Consider the following 21,406-nt stretch of genomic DNA (forward strand, 5'->3'; position numbering starts at 1 on the left):
TGTGTTTGTTTGTCGGGCGGGAGTGCGTGCCGCATGGCCGCCCCGGAACAGGGCGGCCATGCGTGCGGGTCGACTATCAGGCCGGTGCGGCGTTGGTGAGGGTGTCGCCGATGTACTTGAAGATGATGTTCAGCTTCGTGCCGATCGTCTGAACCGACACGATGATGACAACTGCGATGAGTGCGGCAATGAGGCCGTATTCAATGGCGGTCACACCGTCTTCATCACGGATGAATTGCTTCAGCATGGTGGTCAGGTTTTGCATGACTAACTCCTTGGGTTGGGAACAGGCACTGCAGGACTACGAACTGCGGATAAGGCAACACTGGCACCGGATATCAATGCCTGGAAGTCCGGAAGCAGGGCGGTGCGCAGATAGCGCATGCATGGAACGGCCACAGGCCGGGACCGCCGTGCACACCGTGCGGGTTGCGTGACTGCAGCCGGCGTTGTGCCGACGCATGCATGCACCGCGCGGCGTGCTGCACATGGCCTGCGCGAGCCATGCAACGGAACGGCGCGCTGCTGGTGCCTCTGGCAGCAGCAGCGTGGCCGATATTCCGGTGTGGCATCGCAGGTTGATGTGCGACTGGCATGGTGAGGCTCCCCGTATTTTTGAATCTGATGCCGGCGAACGTTGCGCCAGCATCGCGGCAATCAGGACTGCGGTGCCGCGTGCCTGACATAGGCAAACGCCAGGCCAGGCCAGCGCAAACCGTTGTGCCACAAGGGTTTGCGGGTAGCGATGCGCGCTGGCCACAGACTCGGCGGGCCTGCAGGCGGCTTTTCGGCCACGCTTCGTTGCTGGGTGGAAACGCGGGTCTTGCAAGCCATTCCGGACCCCGCTACGGATGTTCTAGATCGCGTGACGTGCTCACGTGGGCCGCGCTGGTGAAACAGGGCAAAAACTTCATCCAAAAGCATGAGGCAGCGTTCGCGCCGAGGTTCGGCATTCGTCGCAGTCGGTAGTCCTCCTGGCTGCTTCGCTCCCTTTTTCCGGTGACGGCCAGACTGACGGATGAGAGCGTCTTCTGCCGAGGCAACGTTTCCGGATCGAAACATTGCGAAGTACGCCAGGGCCGCTGGAGTGCCGGCAGGTTCCACAGGCAGTCCCTGCAAACCCTTGTGTGCAGGGGGCTGCAGGCCCGCGCGGCCGCGTGATTCACCTTCGAAACATGGCATGTGGGATGGCTGTTCTTCGCTGCATTCGCAGGCGTGCGCGCGCAACCGACTTGCGAAGGGGAGCTGCGCGACAAGGCTTGCGGTTCACGCAGGCTTCGCGTCTTGTCGACGGCCTGCCGGGGGGGCGACGCTGCGGGGATTGGGTGTGCATCGCGATTGGAGTTCGCGAGGATGAGAGCCGTGGCAGGTATGGGGGGATCAGGGCAGCTCTCGCTGCCGATGGCCGCTGGGGCTGCGCTATAGGTTGTGTAGCGACGCGCCCTGCGGACCGGGGCATTGCATGAGCACGGAAGTTCAGGCCAACGCTGCCTGCGGCCATGCAGCGCGCCATGGCGTGGCCCGCCACGGCCAGGCATGGCACCGGGACGCCTGCCATGCCGCAAGGTGCGGCGCGCGCTGCCTCCTAGCCGGGAACGGGAACGGGAACGGGCACGGGCGTGCGGGTGACGGCCCTATTGTTCGCGGACGTAGGCGACGGCATTGGCATCCTCATGCACTTTTCGCCAGCTCGGTAAGCCATTGATCAGCTTTGATGCAGGGCTTGTGGGCTCAAGAACGGCCCATCGGACCTTGTACTCCTGCATCAGGGCCTGCAGGATCTTGGCATCGCCGGAATAGGCTGCCATATACCTTCGCACGAAATCGTCCCCATAGAGGTCGGCGCGGCCGTCGATGAGCGGCGCAATGCCGGAGAATATGAGGTAGCCCCCGAAGTTGTAGCTATTGAAGACCGGCCCGGCGGCACCTGCCGCCATGGCCGCGTCGACGGCCTCACGGGGCTGTATCCGGCCCTGGTCGTGCTGGATGCCTTTGGCAAGGAAGGCGATGCTGGCCATGAACAGTGCCATGCACAACGCGGTAATGATTCGAATACTTCGTGATGACAGGCGCGGCTTGATTTCCGGACGGATGGCTGCGCGTAGCTGGGGGCCGACGCTGGGCATCAGCAACAGCGGGGCCAGCAGCCCCGGCAGTTCGGCATAGCGCGCGAAGGCCAGGGCAAGGTGAACCAGCCCGAAGCACATCAGGATCCGGGTCGCAGGCAGGCGGAACCCGAAGTAGAGCGCGCCGAACAGCACAAAGCCAAGCCACAGCTCGATTGGCTGGATCAGGCGGAAGTCCGGTGCCTTCCATTCGCTGATGATGCTGAGCGAAAAGCCCATGCCGGAAACGTGGAAGGGGAAGAGCAGGCCGTCCACGCCGTTCGGTGTCAGCAGGCCCGCGAGCACGGTCAGTGCCAGGAACGGTGCCCATGCCTGCGCGCTCCGGCGTGGATGCCCTTCAGCCAGGATGGCCTCGACGGCCAGTGCGCCGGCCAGCCCGATACCGAGCAGGAAGCTGCCATGCAGGTTGGCCCAGGCCAGCATGACGACCGGCAGCCACAGGCTGGGTCGCTTGCCTTGCTCACGCGCCAGCACAAGCTGGGCGGCCCAGATCACCATCAGCGGCCAGGCCAGCGCATGCGGGCGAGCGAGCAGATGCTGGGCCAGCGTCAGGAAGGCCAGGGCGGTCCCGGCGAACGCATGCAGCGGCTCGATATAGCGCAGCAGGAACCGCAACAGCATGGTCAGCGCGACGGCGGTCGCCAGCGCGGTGACCAGCACCGGCCCGGTCCAGCCGAGCCAGGCATGGGATGCGCCAAGGATGACTTCGGCCAGCCACTCATGCGGAACCCATTTCGCGCCATGAAAAGAGAACGAGAAGGGATCGGTCGCTGGCACTGCATGGTTGGCAAGGATCCATTTGCCGGCGGCGATGTGCCAGAACGTGTCGGCATCCACCAGCAACCGCCCACCGATAAATGAGAGGATCGAGAACAGGCTGAGTCCGAAGAGGGCGAGCCAGAACCACTGCTTCGTAGCGAGTTGCTGGAGCAGGCTTTCCCTGCTGTTCGTCTCCACCCAGGTCGTAATGGTTTTCATGGCGTCTCGCGGTGGCTGTAGTGGTTACCCATCCGGATCAGGTAGGAAAGGCGCGCGGCTGGCCTGCCGCCGCCGGGGGCGCAGTTGACGGGCAGTCGCAATAACCGCGCCATTGCCGAAAATGCCCTTGTTTCCCGGGGAGATGGCGCCGGCTGGGTGCGCGCCTTGCTGGGCTGGCGACAACGTGCCCGTGCTCCCGTTTCCACGACGAATCGTGCTTAATTCTTTGAAGCCCGCGCTTGCATGCGAGGCAGCGCGCACGTGCGGCCATCCTTGCGCCAAAAGTATGAGTCGGAGCGCGCGGCACACAGTGCATTTGGCTGAGACCGACACGCAATGCCGCCGCCGGGCCTCCGCGCGCGAGGCGTCGCAGGGAGTAAGCCATCCGATGGCCAACGTTTCAGCGGGGAAACGCGCGCCGTCGCCGCGGACCAGCTGCGCCGGTGTCAATGCAGGGAGAACCGGAATGGCTCGCGGGATTGCGGTCGAAGCGGGTCGTGATTCAGTTTGGAAACGCTTGCACAAGCCAGATTCCAGCGCCTCGCCCTGGGCCGTGGTTCTGCTTGTACATCGGTGGGCGCCTGACCAGAATGGAGCCAGTACATCGATGCATCGCCGCTGCATTGCCAAGAAGAACACAGGCCGGCGCTGCCACAGAATATCAGGGGGTTGGGGAGCGATGAGCCTGGACCATAGCCCGGCAGCAACGCCGGGGTCAGTGATGTCGCGGCATTGGCTGGACCTGGAGCGTCTCAGGGCCTACAGCGTTGCCATGCTGATCGTATACGGCGCGCTGATCGTGATATGGGCCTTCAGGACGCACGGCTTCACCACGGATGCGATGGGCCGCCCCGGCGTGGATTTCTCGGCGTTCTGGAGTGCGTCGTACCTGGCCATCAAGGGGCAGGCCGCCGCGGTCTATGACTACCACAAGCTGGCACCTGTCATTGCGGCTTTCGGCGCAGTTGAGAGAGAGGGGCAGTTCTTCCTGCCATGGGTCTATCCCCCGACTTTCCTGTTGTTTGTGATGCCACTGTCCTTGCTGCCGTTTGCAGCGAGCTATCTGCTCTTCATCGGCGGCACGGCCGTCATGTATATCGCCGCGGTGCTCAGGATCCTGTCCTTGCCAGGCGTGCCGCGCCATGTGGTGTGGCTGCCCGTGCTGGCTTTTCCGGGAATCCACGAGGCTGCCATGATCGGGCAGAACTCATTGCTGACCGCGGGCGTGGCGGCGTGGGCGCTGATCCAGTTGAAAACCCGGCCAGTCCTGTCTGGCCTGCTGATCGGCTTGCTGTGCATCAAGCCGCAGCTGGCGCTGATGCTGCCGCTGGCATTGGTGGCAGACCGTGCATGGAAGACCTTCTTTACCGCTGCCGCGACCGCTGCGGCAATGGCTGCCTGCAGCATCGCCCTATGGGGATGGCAGATCGTACCCACGTTCCTGGATATCGGCACGCACTTCAGGCAGACGGTGCTGGAGCAGGGGGAGTTTGGATGGCGCTATTGCCCGACGCTCTTTGCCATGATGCGCCGCGCCGGGGCGCCGGTGGCGATTGCGTACCTGGCCCACGGCCTGGGCGCGGGCTTCGCGATCTGGGCTCTGATCAAGGTCTGGCGCGGCCGGAATTCGACTGCGCTGCGTATTGCCGCAGTGGCGGCGGCCACCCTGCTTGTGAGCCCATACGTCTGGTACTACGAGCTTACCTGGATGGGGCTCGCGATTGCGGGTCTGGCGGTCGAGGGGGTGACGCGTGGCTGGAGGGAATGGGAGCGGGAGATCCTGGTGGTGGCATGGCTGCTGCCGATTGTCCTGAGCGCGAATCACGCGGGCCATTTCCCGCAGGTCGGGCCGCTGGTGACGCTGTTGCTGCTGATGGCAATCCTGCGCCGGGCGCGGACCGGGGAGCGGTTCGCACCCGGTAAATAACAAGGCGCATGACAGCGCAATCATGGCGGTGTGCGCACAAGCCACCCCGTCTCGGGAGGGGATCATGTCAGGCCCATACGACGTCAGGCTGCTTTCTCTGGTTGTGCCCTGCTACAACGAGTCAGAAGGCATTGGCCACTTCTTCGACAGCGTCATTCCCGTGCTCGAGTCCATCGATGCGATCCGCTTCGAGATCGTGCTGGTGAACGACGGCAGCTCGGACGACACGCTGGACAAGCTCATTGCGTATTCGCGCCGGGACGCACGCGTGCGAGTCGTGGACCTGACGCGGAATTTTGGCAAGGAAGCTGCCTTGACCGCGGGACTCGACGAGGCCCTTGGCGACGCGGTGATTCCCATGGACGCCGATTTGCAGGACCCGCCCTCACTGATCCCCGAGCTGCTCATGCGCTGGCGGGAAGGGGCAGAGGTGGTGCTTGCCCAGCGCAGCAGCCGCGTGTGCGACTCGTGGCTCAAGCGCGTGACCGCGGGCGCGTACTACTGCATCCACAACAAGCTGTCCGACCAGAAGCTGCCCGTGAACGTCGGGGATTTCCGGCTGATGGACCGGGTGGTGATCAATGCGCTCAAGCAGATGCCGGAGCGACGCCGCTTCATGAAGGGGTTGTTCGCGTGGGTGGGCTACAAGACCGCGATCGTCCGCTATGAGCGCGAGATGCGCAGTGCCGGTCGTTCCAAGTTTTCCGGCTGGCGTCTGTGGAACCTCGCGCTTGAGGGCATTACCAGCTTCAGCACCATCCCGCTGCGCAGCTGGACATATATCGGCGTCCTGATCGCGCTTGGCGCGTTCTGCTACGGCACCTTCATCGTGGCGCGAACCCTGGTCCTGGGGATCGATGTCCCCGGCTATGCGTCGCTGCTGTCGGTGCTGCTGTTCCTGGGGGGCATCCAGCTGATCGGGCTGGGGGTGGTCGGCGAGTATGTCGGCCGCATCTATGATGAAGCCAAGGGGCGGCCGATCTATCTGGTGCGGCGCCGTTACCAGGAGACCGGCCAGGACAAGCTCATCGCCTCGGGAAGGCGCGTGATCCGGATCGACCGCGGGCATGTGAGCGGTGGCCGCTGATGCGAGCCCGGCCTGGCCCTAGTCCCGATAGGTCCAGGCCCGGTGCGCAAGGTAGGTGAAGACCGGCACCGTCAGGACCACGCCGGCCAGGCCCGCCCAATAGCTGGCCCCCAGATATTGGGCCGTCCAGGAAATGCCCACGGTCAGGCCCAGTCCCAGCAGGGATACGCCGGCAAAGCGGCCCAGGGTCCGGTGGCGCAGCCGCGACGAGAAGCTCCACAAGGTGTTGAGCAGATAGGAGCAGGCGGTCGCGCACACGAAGGCCACGCAGTTCGCCGCGACCGGTGAGGCCGCCAGCGTTGTGACCAGCGTCGCGGTGATGGCGACATGCACGCCCGTCGAGGTGGCGCCCGATACCAGAAAGCGCGCGACCCGGCGAAGTTCGGGCGTGGTGGTGCCGGCGTTCACGATGCGCGCACGATCGCCATCAGGGAAATGCCGAACGGCAGCGATCCGTGTGCCAGCCAATGGCGTTCCGTGCTGAACAGGCGGTGCAATGCCTGGTTGAGGGGTTGGGGCGGGAGCCCCGCTCCCGTTGCCTTCTGGCTGCCGCTCAGCCGGTCGCTGATGCGGGCCGCCACCGCAAGCGGAAACAGCAGCGTGTTGAAATAGGACATCCGTTCCACGCGCAGGTCACACAGGGTGACGAGCGCATGCAGCGACCGCTTGCTATAGCGGCGCTGGTGGTGCAGGAAGATGTCGTGGGAACTCCATAGCCATTGGTAGGCGGGCACGGTAATAAGTGCGGCGCCGCCGGCTTTCAGCATCCTTGCCGTACAGTCCAGTGCCCCGGCATCGTCGGCGATGTGTTCCAGGCAATCGAGCAGGCAGACCAGGTCGAAGCTGTGGTCCGGGAACGGCATGTCGTCGGGGCACCTGCCACTGCGGATGTCGTAGGCCCCCAGGGTCTTCTCCCGCGCCAGCCGCAGGGCGGTGCCATCCATTTCCACGGCGCTGACGTTGCCGAACCGCGAGAGCATCTCAAGGTTTCCGCCGGTGCCCGCGCCGATCTCCAGGATGGATGCGTCGCGCGGCAACGCCAGGCCGGACAGGATCGTGCCGACGATTTCGCGCCGCCCCCGGAACCACCAGTGGCAGGCTTCGGTTTCGGCCATTTCAAGGTAGGCATCAGGTGACATCGGTCGGTTCCTCCGCGATGGATCGGCTAGCCCTGCACGCAGATCAACCCCAGATCCCCCTTCTTCACCTGCAGCTTGTAATCCCGCATCAACCTGAACAACGTCACCCGCGAAATCCCCAGCTCTGCGGCCACGTCAATCAGCCGTTCATGATGCCGCTGCAGCGCCTCGACGATCGCGGTCTGCTCGGCCGCTTCGCGGATGGCCGCGAGCGTGAGCGGGCGGTCGTCGGCGGGGGTGGCCAGCTCCAGGTCGTCGGGCTGGATCACGCCGTCTTCGCACATGGCGGCGGCGTGGCGGATGCGGTTGATCAGTTCGCGCACGTTGCCGGGCCAGTTGTGCTGCTGGATCGCGCGCAGCGCCATCGGCGAGAAGCCGCGGATGCGTGCCGGCGACTGCTTGCGCACGTTGTCCAGCACGTGTTCGGCGATCAGCAGGATGTCGCTGCCGCGTTCGCGCAGCGGTGGCTGGCGCACGCGCAGCACGCACAGCCGGTGGTAGAGGTCGCCGCGGAAGCGTTCGGCGGCGATCGCGGCTTCCAGGTCGACGTGGGTGGCGGAGATGATGCGCACATCCACCTCCACCGATTCGGTGCCGCCCAGCCGCTCGATGCGGCCGGTTTCCAGGAAGCGCAGCAGGCTGGTCTGGCTTTCGATCGGCATGTCGCCGATTTCATCGAGGAACAGGGTACCGCCCTGTGCCATCTCGATGCGGCCAGGCTTGCGCTTGGTCGCGCCGGTGAAGGCGCCGCGCTCATAGCCGAACAGCTCGGACATCAGCAGCGTGGGCGGGATCGCCGCGCAGTTGACCGCAACGAAGGGGCGCGAGGCCCGCTCCGAGGAACGGTGGATGGCATGAGCGGCCAGTTCCTTGCCGGTGCCGGACTCGCCGGAGATCAGCACGGGCGTGTCCCACCGCGACACCTTCTCGATACCGCGGAAGAGCGATTGCATGGCCGGGCAGCTGCCGATCATGCCGTCCGGGCGTGCGGTGCCGGGGCGGGCATGCTGCGCGCCCGGGCGCAGTTGCGCCATGCCGAGCGCGTGGCCGAGCGATTCCGCCAGGCGAGAGTGCTGGATCGGTGCGGTGTAATAGTCGACGAAGTACAGGCCCAGCAGCCGGCGCGCGGATTCGGTCAGGGACTCCTGGCCGGCGATGACGCCGATCCAGCCGATATGCGGCAGCGAGAGCCAGGACTCGAACGATTCCAGGTCGGCGTCGCTGAAGCCGCCTTGCAGGTCGAGCATCGCCGCAAGCGGCTGGTTGCCCGGGGGCAGCGCGTGGAGGTCTTGCAGGTTGGAGGCGAAGCTGATCTTCCAGCCACGCTGCGCGAGCATCCTGCAGAGCATGGCGTCGTGGTGCTGCGACAGGTACAGCAGCGGGCGGTTGGTGTACGCGCTCATAAAATTTCCCCGGATCTTTTGTTTTTACAAAGCCGGCGGCCTGCTGTCGCGGGTCACTGGTTTCGTTCGCTCTAAGGCCAGCGCCTTGCCGCATCATGACCATGCCGCGGCCTGGCGCTCTCCCTAAATTGCTGCCCGCGGCGCTGCGCTGCGCGGGCCGGTGGGCCCGTTTTCGCCGCCGCCGCGACCTTACCTCCCTGGTATCGGTCACGGCGGCTGCCGCTTCGCTTCGCCTGCATCGCAGACTGTTGCTTCACCCCGTTTCTTGTCCGGATGCGCCGGCCTGGCCGATGCGTCCGCTTGTTGTCTGCGTGCCGCCCCGTTTGGCCGTGGCGTGCCCGCATAGTCCAGGTACCACGGGCCGCGTTTCGTCCGCTTGCGGCCCGTGTTCCTGAACGACCTCCGCTAATCTTGTCGACGACCCCTGCAACCTGGCCTGCCGATGCGGGCCAGTTCCTGCCGCGTGGCCCACGCTTACAGCGCCAGTCCGAATCCCGCCCTGGGATGCGGGGTCGTCCTGAAACTGATCTTCGGCGAACGCGTGCCAGTGTGTTGCCGCTTCGGTTTCAGACGTCCCCCTGTTCCGGGCTTCTGTTCGCGCGGACATATGTGCGACGAACGTGCCAGATATGGCTAACTCTTTGATAACAAAAGGAAAGAGAAATTCTCGGCTGGTATCGGGCCATCGCTGACGATCAATAACGTTCCGCTTTTGATACGTCCGGCCGGATTTTTATGCTGCAATGCAATATTTGGTGAGCTGGTAATGAGACACAAACATCACGCCGCGCGGCAGAAGAGTGGCGAAAGACATACTTTTTGGCGGCAATTCCCATCCGAAGGAGGGGGAGCGAAATTTCAAATGGACAGGCGTCAGGGCTCGGATGCAGCACGCGAGTGAAGCTGCCAGGTAGTTTCATTTCCTTTACAACGATTTGAACTCTGTACATCGGTAGCCACCCCGGCGCGCCGTGGGTGGCCTCAGCCTTTTGGCGCTGCGCGCGCCGTGCGGGCGCGCTTGGGTGGAGGGAATCGACGCGTTGACAAGCGTTTGCCCGATGCTGGCCAAGGCCGGCCCGGCCGTTTCTCATCTCTTTGGATGGGCCGGGTAGATTTTTCACGGTTGCTGGCACCGTGCGCCGATTGGTTGCATTGGTGAAACTCGGGCAGTTCCGGCAAGGCCGCGGCGCACACGTATGGCGGGTCATCGGACGGCTTGCGCCATTCGCCAAGCCCTTGATTTCACTGGCCTAGACGAAAATGATTCGTATTGCCAACATCCACGCTTCAAACGATTTCATGCATGAAACCGCTCGGCGGGCGTGCCGCCGTCGGCGGCAGGGTGGACGTGGCCGGCTTCCTGCCGGACCTGCTCCTGCAGCCATGCATGGAACTGCTGGATGGCCTTCTCGCGCGGATTGCCTTCGCGCCAGGTGACCCAGTAGTGGAGGCTGGACGGGATGCGGGCGGGCCCGATCTGCACCAGTTCGCCGCTGGCCAGGTAGTCGTGCGCCAGCTGGGCGCGCGCAGTGGCTACGCCCAGCCCAGCGACGGCGGACTGCAGCATCAGGCCGGCATCCTGGAAGATCGGGCCGCGTTCGGGCTCGTCGCCGGGCAGGCCGGCGGCTTCGAGCCAGTCGCGCCAGGGGCGCAGCGCAAAGCGCAGCATCGGCATGCGCGGCACGTCGGCCAGCGTGAAGCCGGGGTAGCGCGCCAGCAGCGCCGGGCTGGCCACCGCGATCACATGGTCCTCGATCAGGTTGTGGCATTCAAAGCCGGGCAGGTCGATGCGCTGGTGCCAGATGCCGACATCGACGCTGTACGGGTCGGGCGGCGTGATTTCCGCATGCAGCCGCAGGTGCAGGTCCAGCGACGGCACCTGGGCGTGCAGGCTGGGCAGGCGCCGGATCAGCCAGGCATTGGCCAGGTCGGCCATCACGCTGACCTGCAGCCGGACGACCGGCGGCCCGGCGCTGTTGCCGGCCTCACGCAGCGCGCTTTCGATGCTGTCGAGCGCGCCGCGCACCTGTTCGGCCAGCCGCGCGCCCACGCTGGTGGGGATCATCTGGCTGCCGCTGCGCTGGAACAGCTTGGTGCCCAGGCTGGTCTCCAGCGCGCGGATATGGTGGCTGATGGCGCTGTGCGTCAGGGCCAGTTCCTCGGCCGCGCGCGAGAAGCTACGGTGGCGCGTGGCGGCCTCGAGCGCACGCAGCGCTTGCAGCGGCGGCAGGTGGACCGGGCGTTGGGCGGGTTTGGCGGGGGATTTGGCCATGGCCGTCAAATTCTACTCACAATTGCGGCGGGTATCTTTCGTTGGCCTTGAATTGCCAGAGGAACGACAATTCGGGCCATCATGACGACTACGACTTCAAACTTGTCTTCTGCGCCCTCGCAAGCGCGACTCGCCACTGGTGCTGCTGCCGGCGCCCGCTGGCGCGTGCTGGCGGTATTCTCGCTGGGCTTCCTGGTGTCCTATCTGTTCCGCGGCGTCAACCTGGGCTTTGCGCCGCACCTGACGCGCGAACTCGGGCTCAATGCCGGCGACCTGGGCCTGCTCACCAGCTTCTACTTCCTTGGCTTTGCCTGCGCCCAGCTGCCGGCGGGAATCCTGCTGGACCGCTACGGCCCGCGCCGCACCGAGGCGGTGATGCTGCTGGTGGCCGTGGCCGGTTCGATGGTGTTCGCGCTGGCGCCCGGCATGGCCGGGCTGGCCGCCGGCCGGCTGCTGATCGGGGTGGGCGTGTCGGTGTGCCTGGGCGCCACCATCCAGGCGCTGTCGATGTGGTTCCCGCTGTCGCGCATGCCATTGCTCAACGGCGTGGTGATGGCCATTGGCGGCCTGGGCGCGGTGCTGGTCGGCGCGCCGCTGTCGTGGCTGCTGTCATTGACTGACTGGCGCACGGTCAGCATGGGGCTGACCTGCATATCGCTGGCGATGGCGGTGCTGCTGTGGTTCGGCGTGCCCGACAAGCCACGCGCCGGCAAGGAAAGCCTGCGCGAACAACTGCGCGGCACGCGCCAGATCCTGGCCAGCGAACGTTTCTGGCGCGTGGTACCGCTGACACTGCTCAATCAGGGCGTGTTCATGGCGGTGCAGACGCTATGGGTGGGTGCTTTCCTGCGCGACGTGGCCGGCTTCGATCCGGCCAGCAGCGCACAACTGGTCTCGGTGATCGGCTTTGCCATGATGGCCGGCTGCGTCGGCGCGGGCTGGGCCGCGCGCCACCTGGAGCGTATCGGCGTGAGCCTGTATGCCTTTGCCGGCACTGGCATGACCGCCTTTATCGTGGTCCAGCTGCTGCTGATGGCGCAGGTCCCGCTGCCGCCGGTGCTGCTGTGGGTGGCTTATGGCGTGTTCGGCTCCAGCGGCATCCTGACCTATGCGGTGCTGGCGCGCAGCTTCCCTGATGCGCTGATCGGAAGGGCTACCACGGCGCTGACGCTGACGGTGTTCCTGTCCACCTTTGCCTGTCAGGTGGGTGTGGGACTGGTGCTGGATCTGTGGCCTGCCACGGCCGGACACTATCCCAAGGCTGCACACCTGACGGCGTGGGGCGGACTGGTGGCGCTGCAAATATTCGCGGCCGTGTGGTACCTGATGGGTGCGCGCCGCCCGCGCTGACGATGACTGGCCCGACCTGAATTTCCTTCGCGTCGTCGCCCCCGGTTGGCGGGCTATCCCAATCCCAATGACGGGTTCGGCACGCTCAGTAAACACCTGGCAACGCGCGGAATCGCACTTTTTCGCGATACCGACAGTATTCGGGGTCGTCGGAGAGCAGCCTTTCTTCGCGATTTATCCGCACAGCCTGCAGCGCGTACAGCCCGGCATAGACCAGCAAGTTCTGCGGCCCGAAATTTGTGAGCAGGAAGCCGACGTCGGTGATGAGGTAGCCAAGGTAGATCGGATGCCGCACGAACCGGTAAGCCCCGCTCGACACGATTCCGCGATTGGCAGGCAGTATTCCGAACGAGAACCGGAGCGAGATCTTTGCGTAGATCTGCCAGGTGATTCCTATGACCTGGAGGCCAGCGCCAAGTATTTCCGGTACCAGGTGCTCCCCTGGCGCCAGCTGAATTGCCACGAAATAGTATGAGGCGCCCAACGAGCAGATGACTGTGACCGGATTCCAGTCTCGTCGCTTCGGAACCCGGACAAACAGGGACAGGCCAAGGGTCAGGCAGTTTGCCAGCACGAGCAGCAGCAAGGTGATTCGCGTCGGGTCCGCGAGCCAGTGCCGGATTGCCGCGTAAGCGAACGCAGCAAACATGATGGCGCTGGCACTTCTGAGACTTGCCTCCAAAAGGAATTCCCGAAGGTCTGTTCTGGGCGCAGGGCCCCCTCGATCCTCGTCCGTTGGGCATTCTGGCATGGCTTCCCCTTGTCCTGGCGGAGTCTTGGCGCTCCGCCTCACTGGCTGTCGTGCAGTTGTTGACCAAGCGTAGCCCGTGAACGCCAGACGTCATATCGGGAAAAAGGATGTTTCGCCGATGAAAGCCGCGCATTGCCTGGTCGATGGCGCAGGCCAAGGGGAAGGCCAGAAGGAAACCGGCAACGAGCTTGCGCATCGCTATCTGGCCGTTACGTCGTTGGCCATTGCGATGGCGCCAGACCTGGCGATGTGAACAGACCTTAGAGCATGACCGGACGGTCGTCCAGCTCGTTCGGGTTGGGCCCGCCGCCAGACGGGAAGTGCGTGGCCAACAGTGCATGGATGCGCGCCACCGTGGCCAGCACCGGCCGTACCGACAGGTCCTGCCTGAGTCCCCGCGCCAGTTCGTCGCACAGCTCGCGCCAGGTGGCGGGCCCCACGCAGGCGTCGATGCCGCGGTCGGCCAGCAGCTCGACCGCATGGTCGGCCAGGTTGATATAGAGCAGCACGCCGGTATGGTCCGCGGTGTTCCAGACCTCGAGCGCGCCAAACAGGAAGCGGGCGCGCTCGCGCGGCGTGACGCCGGCCCAAGCATGGCCCACCGGCAGGCTGGCTTCGATCACCACGCGGATCTCGCCGCGGTGGCTGGCTTCGCCGGCGTGCACGGCTTCATGCAGCTGTTGCTGGGCTTCGGCCGGAAAGTGCTTGCGGGCTGCGCCGGCTGTGGTGGCGATATGGTGCAGGGCACGTCGGAGATTCGGCATTGTCGTCGTTCCTTGCTGTCACCAGTTGCCCGAGGCGCCGCCGCCGTCGAAGCCGCCGCCGCCCCCGCCACCAAAGCCGCCGCCGCTGTCACCGCCGCCTCCGCCAAAGCCGCCACCACCCCAGCCGCCGCTGCGCCGGCCCCAGTCCTGCCCCATGGTGTAGCCACCCAGGCCGCCCAGCCCACCGGCGATCACGTCGCGACCGCGCCGGGTGGTGACGATCTGCGGGCCGCGTCGGCGCAGGATGGCACTCAGGAAGAAGAACACGATGATCGCCAGCGGCAGCAGTGCCGGCAGCCACTCGGCCAGCCCGGACGATTGCTGCGCCTTGCGCTGCGGTGCCGCCAGGCCTTCCTTGTCGATGGTGGCCTGGATGGCCGAGATTCCCGCCGCCAGCCCGCCGTAGAAGTCGTTCTGGCGGAAGTGGGGGGCCATCACGTCCTGCAGGATGCGCTTGGACATGGCATCGGTCAGCGACCCCTGCACGCCGCGCCCGACCTCCAGCCGCATCTTGCGCAGCCCGGGCGGGTTGTCCTTGGCGATCAGCACGATCACGCCGTCGTCGATGCCCTTGCGCCCGGCGCGCCAGGCGTCGGCCACGCGGATGCTGTAGGCATCGATCGGCTCGGGATCGGTGGTGGGCACCATCAGCACGAAGATCTGGCTGCCGCGCTGCTGCTCGTATTCCGCCAGCACGTTCTCGAGCGCGCCGCGCTGCTGCGGCGTCAGCGTGCCGGTCAGGTCGGTGACGCGCTGGGTCAGCGGCGGCACCGCGACAAAGCCGTCTGCCGCCAGCGCCGGGCCGGCCAGCAACGCCGCCAGCCATAGCAGGGCGGCCGCCAGCCAGGCGTGCCGCCAGGGCGAGCGCAGGGTGTGGCCCATGGTGTGGTCCGTCTCAGAACTTGACTGCGGGCGGCGTGGAGATGGCTTTCTCGTTGTCCACCGTGAACGACGGCTTGACCGGGTACTTGAAGACCATCGCCGTCAGGTTGGTCGGGAAGCTGCGCGCCAGCACGTTGTACTGCTGCACGGCGGCGATATAGCGCTGGCGGGCCACGGTGATGCGGTTCTCGGTGCCCTCAAGCTGCGACTGCAGGTCGCGGAACGAGGCGTCGGCCTTCAGTTGCGGGTAGTTCTCGGACACCGCCAGCAGGCGCGACAGCGCGCCGGACAGCTCGCCCTGGGCCTGCTGGAAGCGCTTGAAGGCTTCGGGGTCGTTCAGGGTTTCGGGCGAGACCTGGATGCTGGTGGCGGCGGCGCGCGCCTTGGTCACGGCCTCAAGCGTCTCACGCTCGTGCGTGGCGTAGCCCTTGACCGTGTTGACCAGGTTGGGGATCAGGTCGGCGCGGCGCTGGTACTGGTTGATGACTTCGCTCCAGGCTGCCTTGACCGCCTCGTCCTTGGTCTGGAAGTCGTTGTAGCCGCATGCGGACAGCAGGCTGGCCATAACCGCCAGCAGCAGCCAGCGCAAGACAGGCATCGGCGAGCTGCTGGACAAGGAGGGGGACGAAGAAGCGCGCATCAGAGACTCCGCGGGTTGGACGAAAACCCAAGTGTAGCGCACCGCCCCTGTCGCCAGAGGGGCAGGCGGCGCACCGGGGCGCCCCCTGCCTGGCATGGCCTCAGCCCGCCGCGAACGCCTTGCGCGCGGCGTCGAGCGTGGCCGCCAGGATGGCGTCGTCGTGCTGCGCCGAGACAAAGCCGGCCTCGAAGGCCGACGGCGCCAGGTAGACGCCGTGATCCAGCATGGCGTGGAAGAAGCGGTTGAAGCGCGCGGTGTCGCTCCTGGTTACCTCGGCGAAGCTGCACGGCACGCCGTCGCGGAAGTAGATCCCGAACATGCCGCCGATGGCATCCGCCGCGAACGGCACGCCCGCGGCCTTGGCGGCCTCGGCCAGGCCGTCGGCCAGCTTGCGGGTCTGGGTGGCCAGGCGCTCATAGAAGCCGGGTGCCTGGATCAGCTTGAGCGTGGCCAGGCCCGCGGCCACCGCCAGCGGGTTGCCCGAGAGCGTGCCGGCCTGGTAGACGCCGCCCAGCGGCGCCAGCTTGGCCATGATGTCGCGGCGCCCGCCAAAGGCCGCCGCCGGCATGCCGCCGCCGATCACCTTGCCCAGGCAGGTCAGGTCGGGCCGGATGCCGTAGTGCGCCTGCGCGCCGCCCAGCGCCACGCGGAAGCCGGTCATGACCTCGTCCAGGATCAGCACCGCGCCGTCGCGGGTGCACAGGTCGCGCATGGCCTTCAGGAAGGCATCGGTGGCGCGCACCAGGTTCATGTTGCCGGCCACCGGCTCGACGATCACCGCGGCGATCTCGCCGGCATGCCTGGCGAAGGCCTGTTCCAGCTGCTCGACGTTGTTGTACTCCAGCACCATGGTGTGGCGCGTCACGTCGGCCGGCACGCCGGCTGACGACGGCGCGTTCTGGGTGGTGTCGGCAAAGGTCAGCAGGCCGGAGCCGGCCTTGACCAGCAGGCTGTCGGCGTGGCCGTGGTAGCAGCCTTCGAACTTGATGATCAGGTCGCGGCCGGTGAAGCCGCGCGCCAGCCGCAGTGCGCTCATGGTGGCTTCGGTGCCGGAGGAGACCAGCCGCACCTGCTCGATCGACGGCACCAGCTTGCAGATTTCCTCGGCCATGGTGATCTCGGCCTCGGTCGGGGCACCGAACGAGAAGCTGTGCGCGGCGGTTTCCTGTACCGCACGCACCACTTCCGGGTGGGCGTGGCCCACGATCATCGGGCCCCAGGAGCCGATGTAGTCGATATAGCGCTGCCCGTCGGCGTCCCACATATAGGCGCCTTCGGCACGCGTGATGAAGCGCGGCGTGCCGCCCACCGAGCGGAAGGCGCGCACGGGCGAGTTGACGCCCCCGGGAATGGTCTGCTGGGCGCGGTCGAAGAGCTGCTGATTACGGGACATGGCGTTGAGGTGAGGACAAGGACTGCAGGGATCGTGTGCGGCGGGCCCGGGCCTTATCGTTGACATGCAGCAAAAACAGCGGAAATTCACTGCAATTGCCGGCCAATCAGGCGCTAACAGGGCGCTAACATGCGCGAACACGGCGGATCTGGCACGATTCTGGCGGCCGCCGGCTGGCGCCGGCGGCACGGTTTCGGTACCATCTGCGCTGGATTTTAATGGAGAGTGGCCAGAGCCTGTTATGGAATACAAGACTTGGATGTGCCTGATCTGCGGCTGGATCTACGATGAAGCCGCAGGCGCGCCGGAAGACGGCATCGCCCCCGGAACCCGGTGGGAAGACGTGCCCATCAACTGGACCTGCCCGGAATGCGGTGCGCGCAAGGAAGATTTCGAGATGGTCGCCATCTGAGGCGGCGTCCCCCAGAAGAACAATTACCGGGCGCGCGTCGCGCCGATGCGACAGAACGCCGGCCGGCCGCGGCCGGACCGGATTGACGGCCCCCCGGCGTCTTGTCACACTCTGTTGCAAAATGACTGCCCGTCCCTCTGCCTCTGGCTGGGAGGACGGTAGGCAGGTGCGGGTTCCACGCACCGCCGCTGCCGGGCACAGCCCGGCCTTGGAAGGGAAACAAAAATTGTCGGGGGTCCGTCGGGGCGCGCATGGGGTCGCGCTGCTCCGCACGGGTGTTCTCTAGTGCTTGCCGGCGCTCCGCAAGGGGCAGCTGGTCGCGGGAACAACAATGCGGGTCGCTCAAACAGAAGAAAACCAGCGGGTCAATACCGCCGGCGCCCAGGGTGTGGCGCCTGGCGTTTCCATTCCGGACACCACGGCGCCGCCGCGCCGCAAGGTGCTGGTCATTGATGATTCCAGCACCATCCGCCGCACCGCGGAGATCTTCCTGTCGCAGGCGGGATACCAGGTCGTGCTGGCCGAAGACGGCTTCGAGGCGCTGGCCAAGGTGGGCGAGCTGCACCCGGACCTGGTCTTCTGCGACATCCTGATGCCCCGCCTGGACGGGTACCAGACCTGCTCCCTGATCAAGAAGAGTCCGCGCTTTCACGCCATCCCCGTGATCATGCTGTCCTCGCGCGACGGCGTGTTCGACCGCTCGCGCGGCCGCCTGGTCGGCGCGCACGACCATCTAGCCAAGCCTTTTACCCGCGAAGCGCTGCTGCACGCCGTGCAGGCCTGCCTGCCATGCCAGGCCGCGGGCCACGTGCTGCCTGCCTGAAGCGCATGCACGCGACGCCATGTACGAATCGAAGGAAAACCTCATGACTGCCATCAACAAGATCCTGATCGTCGACGACTCCCCCACCGAAGCCCTGTTCATGTCCGACCTGCTCGGCAAGCGCGGCTTCAAGGTCTCGGTTGCCAGCAACAGCGACCAGGCCTTCGCGCGCCTGCAGGCCGAGAGCTTCGACCTGATCCTGATGGACGTGGTGATGCCCGGCCAGAACGGCTACCAGGCCACCCGCGCGATCAAGCGCGACGACCGCTTCAAGGACATCCCCGTGATCATGTGCACCAGCAAGGGCCTGGACACCGACCGCATCTGGGGCATGCGCCAGGGCGCGTCTGACTACATCGTCAAGCCCGTCGACGGCGAAGAGCTGCTGGGCAAGATCGCCGCGCTGGCGCACTGAGCTGCCAGCGCAGGCCGTACGGGAAGCCACTGCCACCTGTTCCGGGGACCGCCAGATGAATGCGCCACGCCAAGACCTCCGCGCCCGCCAGACCCGCCTGCAGGACTACCAGGCCATGCTGGCCCGGCGCCTGCGCGAGGCGCGCAGCCTGCCCGCGGCCGACAGCTACCTGGCGCTGCAGGTGGGCGCGCGCAACTGGCTGCTGCCGCTGGCCGATACCGGTGAGGTGCTCGACATGCGCCCGCCCAGCCCGGTGCCGCTGACGCAGCCGTGGTACAGCGGCCTGGTCAATGCGCGCGGCAGCCTGCTGGGCGTGATCGATTTCAGCCTGTTCTGCGGCGGCGCGCCAACGCCGCTGCAGCCCGGCAGCAAGATCGTGGTGCTGTCGCGCCAGGTGGAGCGCGCCTGCGCGATCCTGGCCACGCGCGTGGCGGGTTTGCGCCATGCCGCCGACCTGAGCCTGCCGCACGGCGATGCGCCACCACCGGCCGGCACGCCGGCATGGGAAGGGCAACGCTTTGCCGACCGCGACGGGCGTGACTGGCAGGTGCTGGACGTGCGCGCGCTGCTGGACGCGCCGGCCTTTCTGCAGGTGGGACGGGTTGCGGCCTGAGGCCCGCCGCCAATTACAAGATACAAGAATGACGCGCAGGCCACGGCCTGCGGCACCCGGCACGAGCCGCCGGGCATGACAACGAAAAAAACGGAAGAGGGTGCCATGGGTTTCAAGAAATTCAGCCTGGGCCGGCGCACGCCGGCAGCCGAAGCAGCCAGCGGCCTGGCGGGCGGGCCCGGCATGGCCTATGCCGGCGGCCCGGAACCCGCACCGGCACCCCCATCCGCCGACGGCCTGGGCGCCACGCCAATGGAGCATGTCACGCGCTGGCTTGGGCGCATGCCGTTCTCGTCGCAGCAGCGGCTGCTAACGGTGGGCGTGGTGGTGTCGCTGGTGGCACTGCTTGGCTCGGTGTACCTGGACAACCGCATCGCCAACAACGCCGCCGCGCAGATCGAGATCGCCGGCGACATGCTGATGCACTCGCAGCGCCTGGGCAAGGCGGTGCCGGTGGCGCTGCTAGGCAATGCGCAGGCCTTCACGCAGCTGCGCCAGTCGAAAGACGCGCTGGCAGGCGACCTGAAGGCGCTGCAGGAAGGCAGCGACGAGAAGCGCGTGCGCGCCACCAGCGGCGCGGCCGAACCGCTGCTCGAGACCGCGATGCAATCGTGGAAGCGCTCCGAGAAAAGCGCCGCCGACGTGCTGGCGCAGCAGCCGGTGCTGAACACCATTGGCCAGACGCTGCAGATCTTCAACGCCTCCAACCCTGAGCTGCTGGAGTCCGCCGAACAGGTCGCGGCAATTAAGCTGCAGTCCAGCGCCAACGCGCGCGAGGTGGCGGCCTCGGCGCAGCTGGTGATGCTGACGCAGCGCCTGGGCAAGAACCTGAACGAGTTCCTGGCCGGCGAAGGCGTCAACCCCGAAACCGCGTTCCTGCTGGGCAAGGACACCAACACCTTCCGCGAAACGCTGGACGGCCTGCTCAACGGCAGCGAGGCGCTGCGCCTGTCGGCGGCCGCCGACGAAGAAACGCGCGGCTACCTGAAGCAGCTGTCGCAGCGCTTTGAAGCGGTGCAGAAGACCACGCAGACCATCCTGCAGAATCTGCCGGGCCTGATTGCCGCCAAGCGCGCGCAACAGCAGATCTTCAACGACAACGAGGCGCTGCGCGGCGAGCTCTCGGCGCTGCAGCGTGCCTACGCGCAGTCGGCGCGCGTCCGCCCGGTGACGCTGGGCGCGACCGTGGTGTCGGCGGCCATGACGCTGCTGTGCCTGGTGGGCCTGGCGGCCCTGTACCTGCGCGATTCACGCATGCGCGCGCTGGAAGCCGAGGCGCGCGAGCGCGAGGCCGAGTCCCGCCGCCTGGACGAAAAGCGCAACAACGACAACACCCAGAAGGCGATTCTGCAGCTGATGAACGAGCTGCAGGACATCGCCGACGGCGACCTGACGCGCCAGGCCACGGTGACCGAGGACATCACCGGCGCCATTGCCGATTCGGTCAACTACACCGTGGAAGAACTGCGCGAGCTGGTCGGCCGGGTGCAGCAGACCGCCGGCGAGGTGACGCAGGCGTCGGGGCAGGTGCAGTCCACCTCGACCCAGCTGGTGTCAACCACCGAAGAGCAGTCGCGCCAGATCCGGCAGACCGGCGAATCGGTGGTGGACATGGCCGACCGCATCACGCAGGTGTCGCGCGGCGCGGCCGAGTCCGCCAACGTGGCGCGCGCCTCGCTGTCTGCCGCGGAGCAGGGCCAGCAGGCGGTGCAAAACGCCATCGCCGGCATGAACGATATCCGCGAGCAGATCCAGGAAACCTCCAAGCGCATCAAGCGCCTGGGCGAGTCGTCGCAGGAGATCGGTGAAATCGTCGAGCTGATCTCGGACATTACCGAGCAGACCAACGTGCTGGCACTGAACGCCGCCATCCAGGCCGCGTCCGCGGGCGAAGCCGGGCGCGGCTTCTCGGTGGTGGCCGAAGAAGTGCAGCGGCTGGCCGAACGCTCCGGCGAGGCCACCAAGCAGATCGGCGCGCTGATCCGCACCATCCAGACCGATACCCAGGACGCGGTGCACGCCATGGAGCGCAGCACGCAGGGCGTGGTGGAGGGGGCGCGGCTGTCGGACAACGCCGGTGCCGCACTGGTCGAGATCGGGCGCGTGTCGCGCCAGCTGGCCGAGCTGATCGAGCAGATCTCGCAGTCCACCTCACACGAGGCTGACCTGGCCACCACCGTGGCCCGCCATATCGAGCGCATCCTGCAGGTTACCGAGCAGACCACCACCGGCACGCGCCAGACCGCGCAGTCGGTGCGCCAGCTGACGCTGCTGACCGAAGAGCTGCGTAACTCCGTGTCGCGATTCAAGATCGCCTGAGTGGCCGGATGACGCCTGCGACCGCTTCCGCGCACCGCGGCCTTACCGGGCTTAGCGGCCACGCGCTCCATGCCAACTCCGCGCCTGCCGCCTGTTGCGGCAGGTCGCCCGC

General features: G+C 66.4%; 20 protein-coding genes. 9 read left to right on the top strand and 11 right to left on the bottom strand.

Translation table 11 applies throughout. The features are described 5' to 3' along the window. Positions 1 to 76: 76 nt before the first annotated feature. Together AC1Q7H_RS05800 and AC1Q7H_RS05805 are read right to left on the bottom strand one after the other, a co-directional pair. Positions 77 to 265: a Flp family type IVb pilin gene (locus tag AC1Q7H_RS05800; protein ID WP_013955771.1), complete on the bottom strand. Its 189-nt coding sequence runs from the start codon at positions 263 to 265 to the stop codon at positions 77 to 79. A gap of 1,369 nt (positions 266 to 1,634) precedes the next feature. Then, positions 1,635 to 3,104 (bottom strand): hypothetical protein, encoded by a 1,470-nt coding sequence (locus tag AC1Q7H_RS05805; protein ID WP_492378896.1) that lies wholly within the window; start codon positions 3,102 to 3,104, stop codon positions 1,635 to 1,637. Positions 3,105 to 3,492: 388 nt separating this feature from the next. Between AC1Q7H_RS05805 and AC1Q7H_RS05810 the strand changes: the two genes are divergently transcribed. Then, positions 3,493 to 5,031, top strand: coding sequence for a glycosyltransferase family 87 protein (locus AC1Q7H_RS05810; protein WP_492381039.1), 1,539 nt, complete (start codon positions 3,493 to 3,495; stop codon positions 5,029 to 5,031). A gap of 64 nt (positions 5,032 to 5,095) precedes the next feature. Further along, positions 5,096 to 6,118: a glycosyltransferase family 2 protein gene (locus AC1Q7H_RS05815; protein WP_492378894.1), complete on the top strand. Its 1,023-nt coding sequence runs from the start codon at positions 5,096 to 5,098 to the stop codon at positions 6,116 to 6,118. Positions 6,119 to 6,136: 18 nt separating this feature from the next. On the opposite strand, the gene AC1Q7H_RS05820 is transcribed toward AC1Q7H_RS05815, so the two are convergent. The 4 genes from AC1Q7H_RS05820 to AC1Q7H_RS05835 form a co-directional block, all read right to left on the bottom strand. Then, a complete protein-coding gene (locus AC1Q7H_RS05820) occupies positions 6,137 to 6,526 on the bottom strand; it encodes a GtrA family protein (protein ID WP_492381040.1) in 390 nt (129 codons plus the stop codon). Beyond that, on the bottom strand, positions 6,523 to 7,257 hold the full coding sequence (locus AC1Q7H_RS05825) for a class I SAM-dependent methyltransferase (RefSeq protein ID WP_492381041.1): 735 nt from the start codon (positions 7,255 to 7,257) through the stop codon (positions 6,523 to 6,525). Before AC1Q7H_RS05825 ends, AC1Q7H_RS05820 begins: the two co-directional genes overlap by 4 nt. 26 nt (positions 7,258 to 7,283) lie before the next feature. Beyond that, positions 7,284 to 8,660 (bottom strand): sigma-54 dependent transcriptional regulator, encoded by a 1,377-nt coding sequence (locus AC1Q7H_RS05830; protein WP_211980803.1) that lies wholly within the window; start codon positions 8,658 to 8,660, stop codon positions 7,284 to 7,286. Between the two features lie 1,297 nt (positions 8,661 to 9,957). After that, positions 9,958 to 10,932 carry a LysR substrate-binding domain-containing protein gene (locus AC1Q7H_RS05835; protein ID WP_211980804.1) on the bottom strand — a complete coding sequence of 325 codons (975 nt, stop codon included), beginning with the start codon at positions 10,930 to 10,932 and terminating at the stop codon, positions 9,958 to 9,960. An 81-nt stretch (positions 10,933 to 11,013) separates the two neighbouring features. Here AC1Q7H_RS05835 and AC1Q7H_RS05840 point away from each other — a divergent pair, with 81 nt between their 5' ends. Next, a complete protein-coding gene (locus tag AC1Q7H_RS05840) occupies positions 11,014 to 12,282 on the top strand; it encodes an MFS transporter (protein ID WP_013955783.1) in 1,269 nt (422 codons plus the stop codon). 85 nt (positions 12,283 to 12,367) lie between these two features. Here AC1Q7H_RS05840 and AC1Q7H_RS05845 read toward each other — a convergent pair whose 3' ends face one another. Beyond that, positions 12,368 to 12,931 (bottom strand): methyltransferase family protein, encoded by a 564-nt coding sequence (locus AC1Q7H_RS05845; protein ID WP_371827389.1) that lies wholly within the window; start codon positions 12,929 to 12,931, stop codon positions 12,368 to 12,370. A 178-nt stretch (positions 12,932 to 13,109) separates the two neighbouring features. Here AC1Q7H_RS05845 and AC1Q7H_RS05850 point away from each other — a divergent pair, with 178 nt between their 5' ends. Beyond that, positions 13,110 to 13,286, top strand: a complete 177-nt coding sequence (locus AC1Q7H_RS05850) for a hypothetical protein (RefSeq protein ID WP_492381042.1) — start codon at positions 13,110 to 13,112, stop codon at positions 13,284 to 13,286. A 7-nt stretch (positions 13,287 to 13,293) separates the two neighbouring features. Here AC1Q7H_RS05850 and AC1Q7H_RS05855 read toward each other — a convergent pair whose 3' ends face one another. From AC1Q7H_RS05855 to hemL, 4 genes are all read right to left on the bottom strand, one after another. Next, on the bottom strand, positions 13,294 to 13,797 hold the full coding sequence (locus AC1Q7H_RS05855; protein ID WP_211980807.1) for a TPM domain-containing protein: 504 nt from the start codon (positions 13,795 to 13,797) through the stop codon (positions 13,294 to 13,296). A gap of 18 nt (positions 13,798 to 13,815) precedes the next feature. Next, positions 13,816 to 14,679 (bottom strand): TPM domain-containing protein, encoded by an 864-nt coding sequence (locus AC1Q7H_RS05860; RefSeq protein WP_013955787.1) that lies wholly within the window; start codon positions 14,677 to 14,679, stop codon positions 13,816 to 13,818. 13 nt (positions 14,680 to 14,692) lie between these two features. Then, a complete protein-coding gene (locus AC1Q7H_RS05865) occupies positions 14,693 to 15,319 on the bottom strand; it encodes a LemA family protein (protein WP_013955788.1) in 627 nt (208 codons plus the stop codon). A 100-nt stretch (positions 15,320 to 15,419) separates the two neighbouring features. Beyond that, positions 15,420 to 16,712 (bottom strand): glutamate-1-semialdehyde 2,1-aminomutase, encoded by a 1,293-nt coding sequence (hemL, locus tag AC1Q7H_RS05870; RefSeq protein WP_013955789.1) that lies wholly within the window; start codon positions 16,710 to 16,712, stop codon positions 15,420 to 15,422. A 241-nt stretch (positions 16,713 to 16,953) separates the two neighbouring features. Between hemL and AC1Q7H_RS05875 the strand changes: the two genes are divergently transcribed. From AC1Q7H_RS05875 to AC1Q7H_RS05895, 5 genes are all read left to right on the top strand, one after another. Beyond that, complete coding sequence (locus AC1Q7H_RS05875; protein ID WP_010813017.1) at positions 16,954 to 17,124, top strand: rubredoxin; 171 nt, start codon at positions 16,954 to 16,956, stop codon at positions 17,122 to 17,124. Positions 17,125 to 17,455: 331 nt separating this feature from the next. After that, positions 17,456 to 17,947, top strand: a complete 492-nt coding sequence (locus AC1Q7H_RS05880; protein ID WP_249221249.1) for a response regulator — start codon at positions 17,456 to 17,458, stop codon at positions 17,945 to 17,947. Positions 17,948 to 17,990: 43 nt separating this feature from the next. Beyond that, positions 17,991 to 18,362, top strand: coding sequence for a response regulator (locus AC1Q7H_RS05885; RefSeq protein ID WP_010813015.1), 372 nt, complete (start codon positions 17,991 to 17,993; stop codon positions 18,360 to 18,362). Between the two features lie 55 nt (positions 18,363 to 18,417). Continuing rightward, a complete protein-coding gene (locus tag AC1Q7H_RS05890) occupies positions 18,418 to 18,975 on the top strand; it encodes a chemotaxis protein CheW (RefSeq protein WP_013955791.1) in 558 nt (185 codons plus the stop codon). 105 nt (positions 18,976 to 19,080) lie between these two features. After that, complete coding sequence (locus AC1Q7H_RS05895; protein WP_153954890.1) at positions 19,081 to 21,294, top strand: methyl-accepting chemotaxis protein; 2,214 nt, start codon at positions 19,081 to 19,083, stop codon at positions 21,292 to 21,294. The last annotated feature ends 112 nt before the right edge of the window (positions 21,295 to 21,406 follow it).

The sequence above is a fragment of the Cupriavidus sp. GW823-FHT06D04 genome (genome assembly GCF_058795055.1).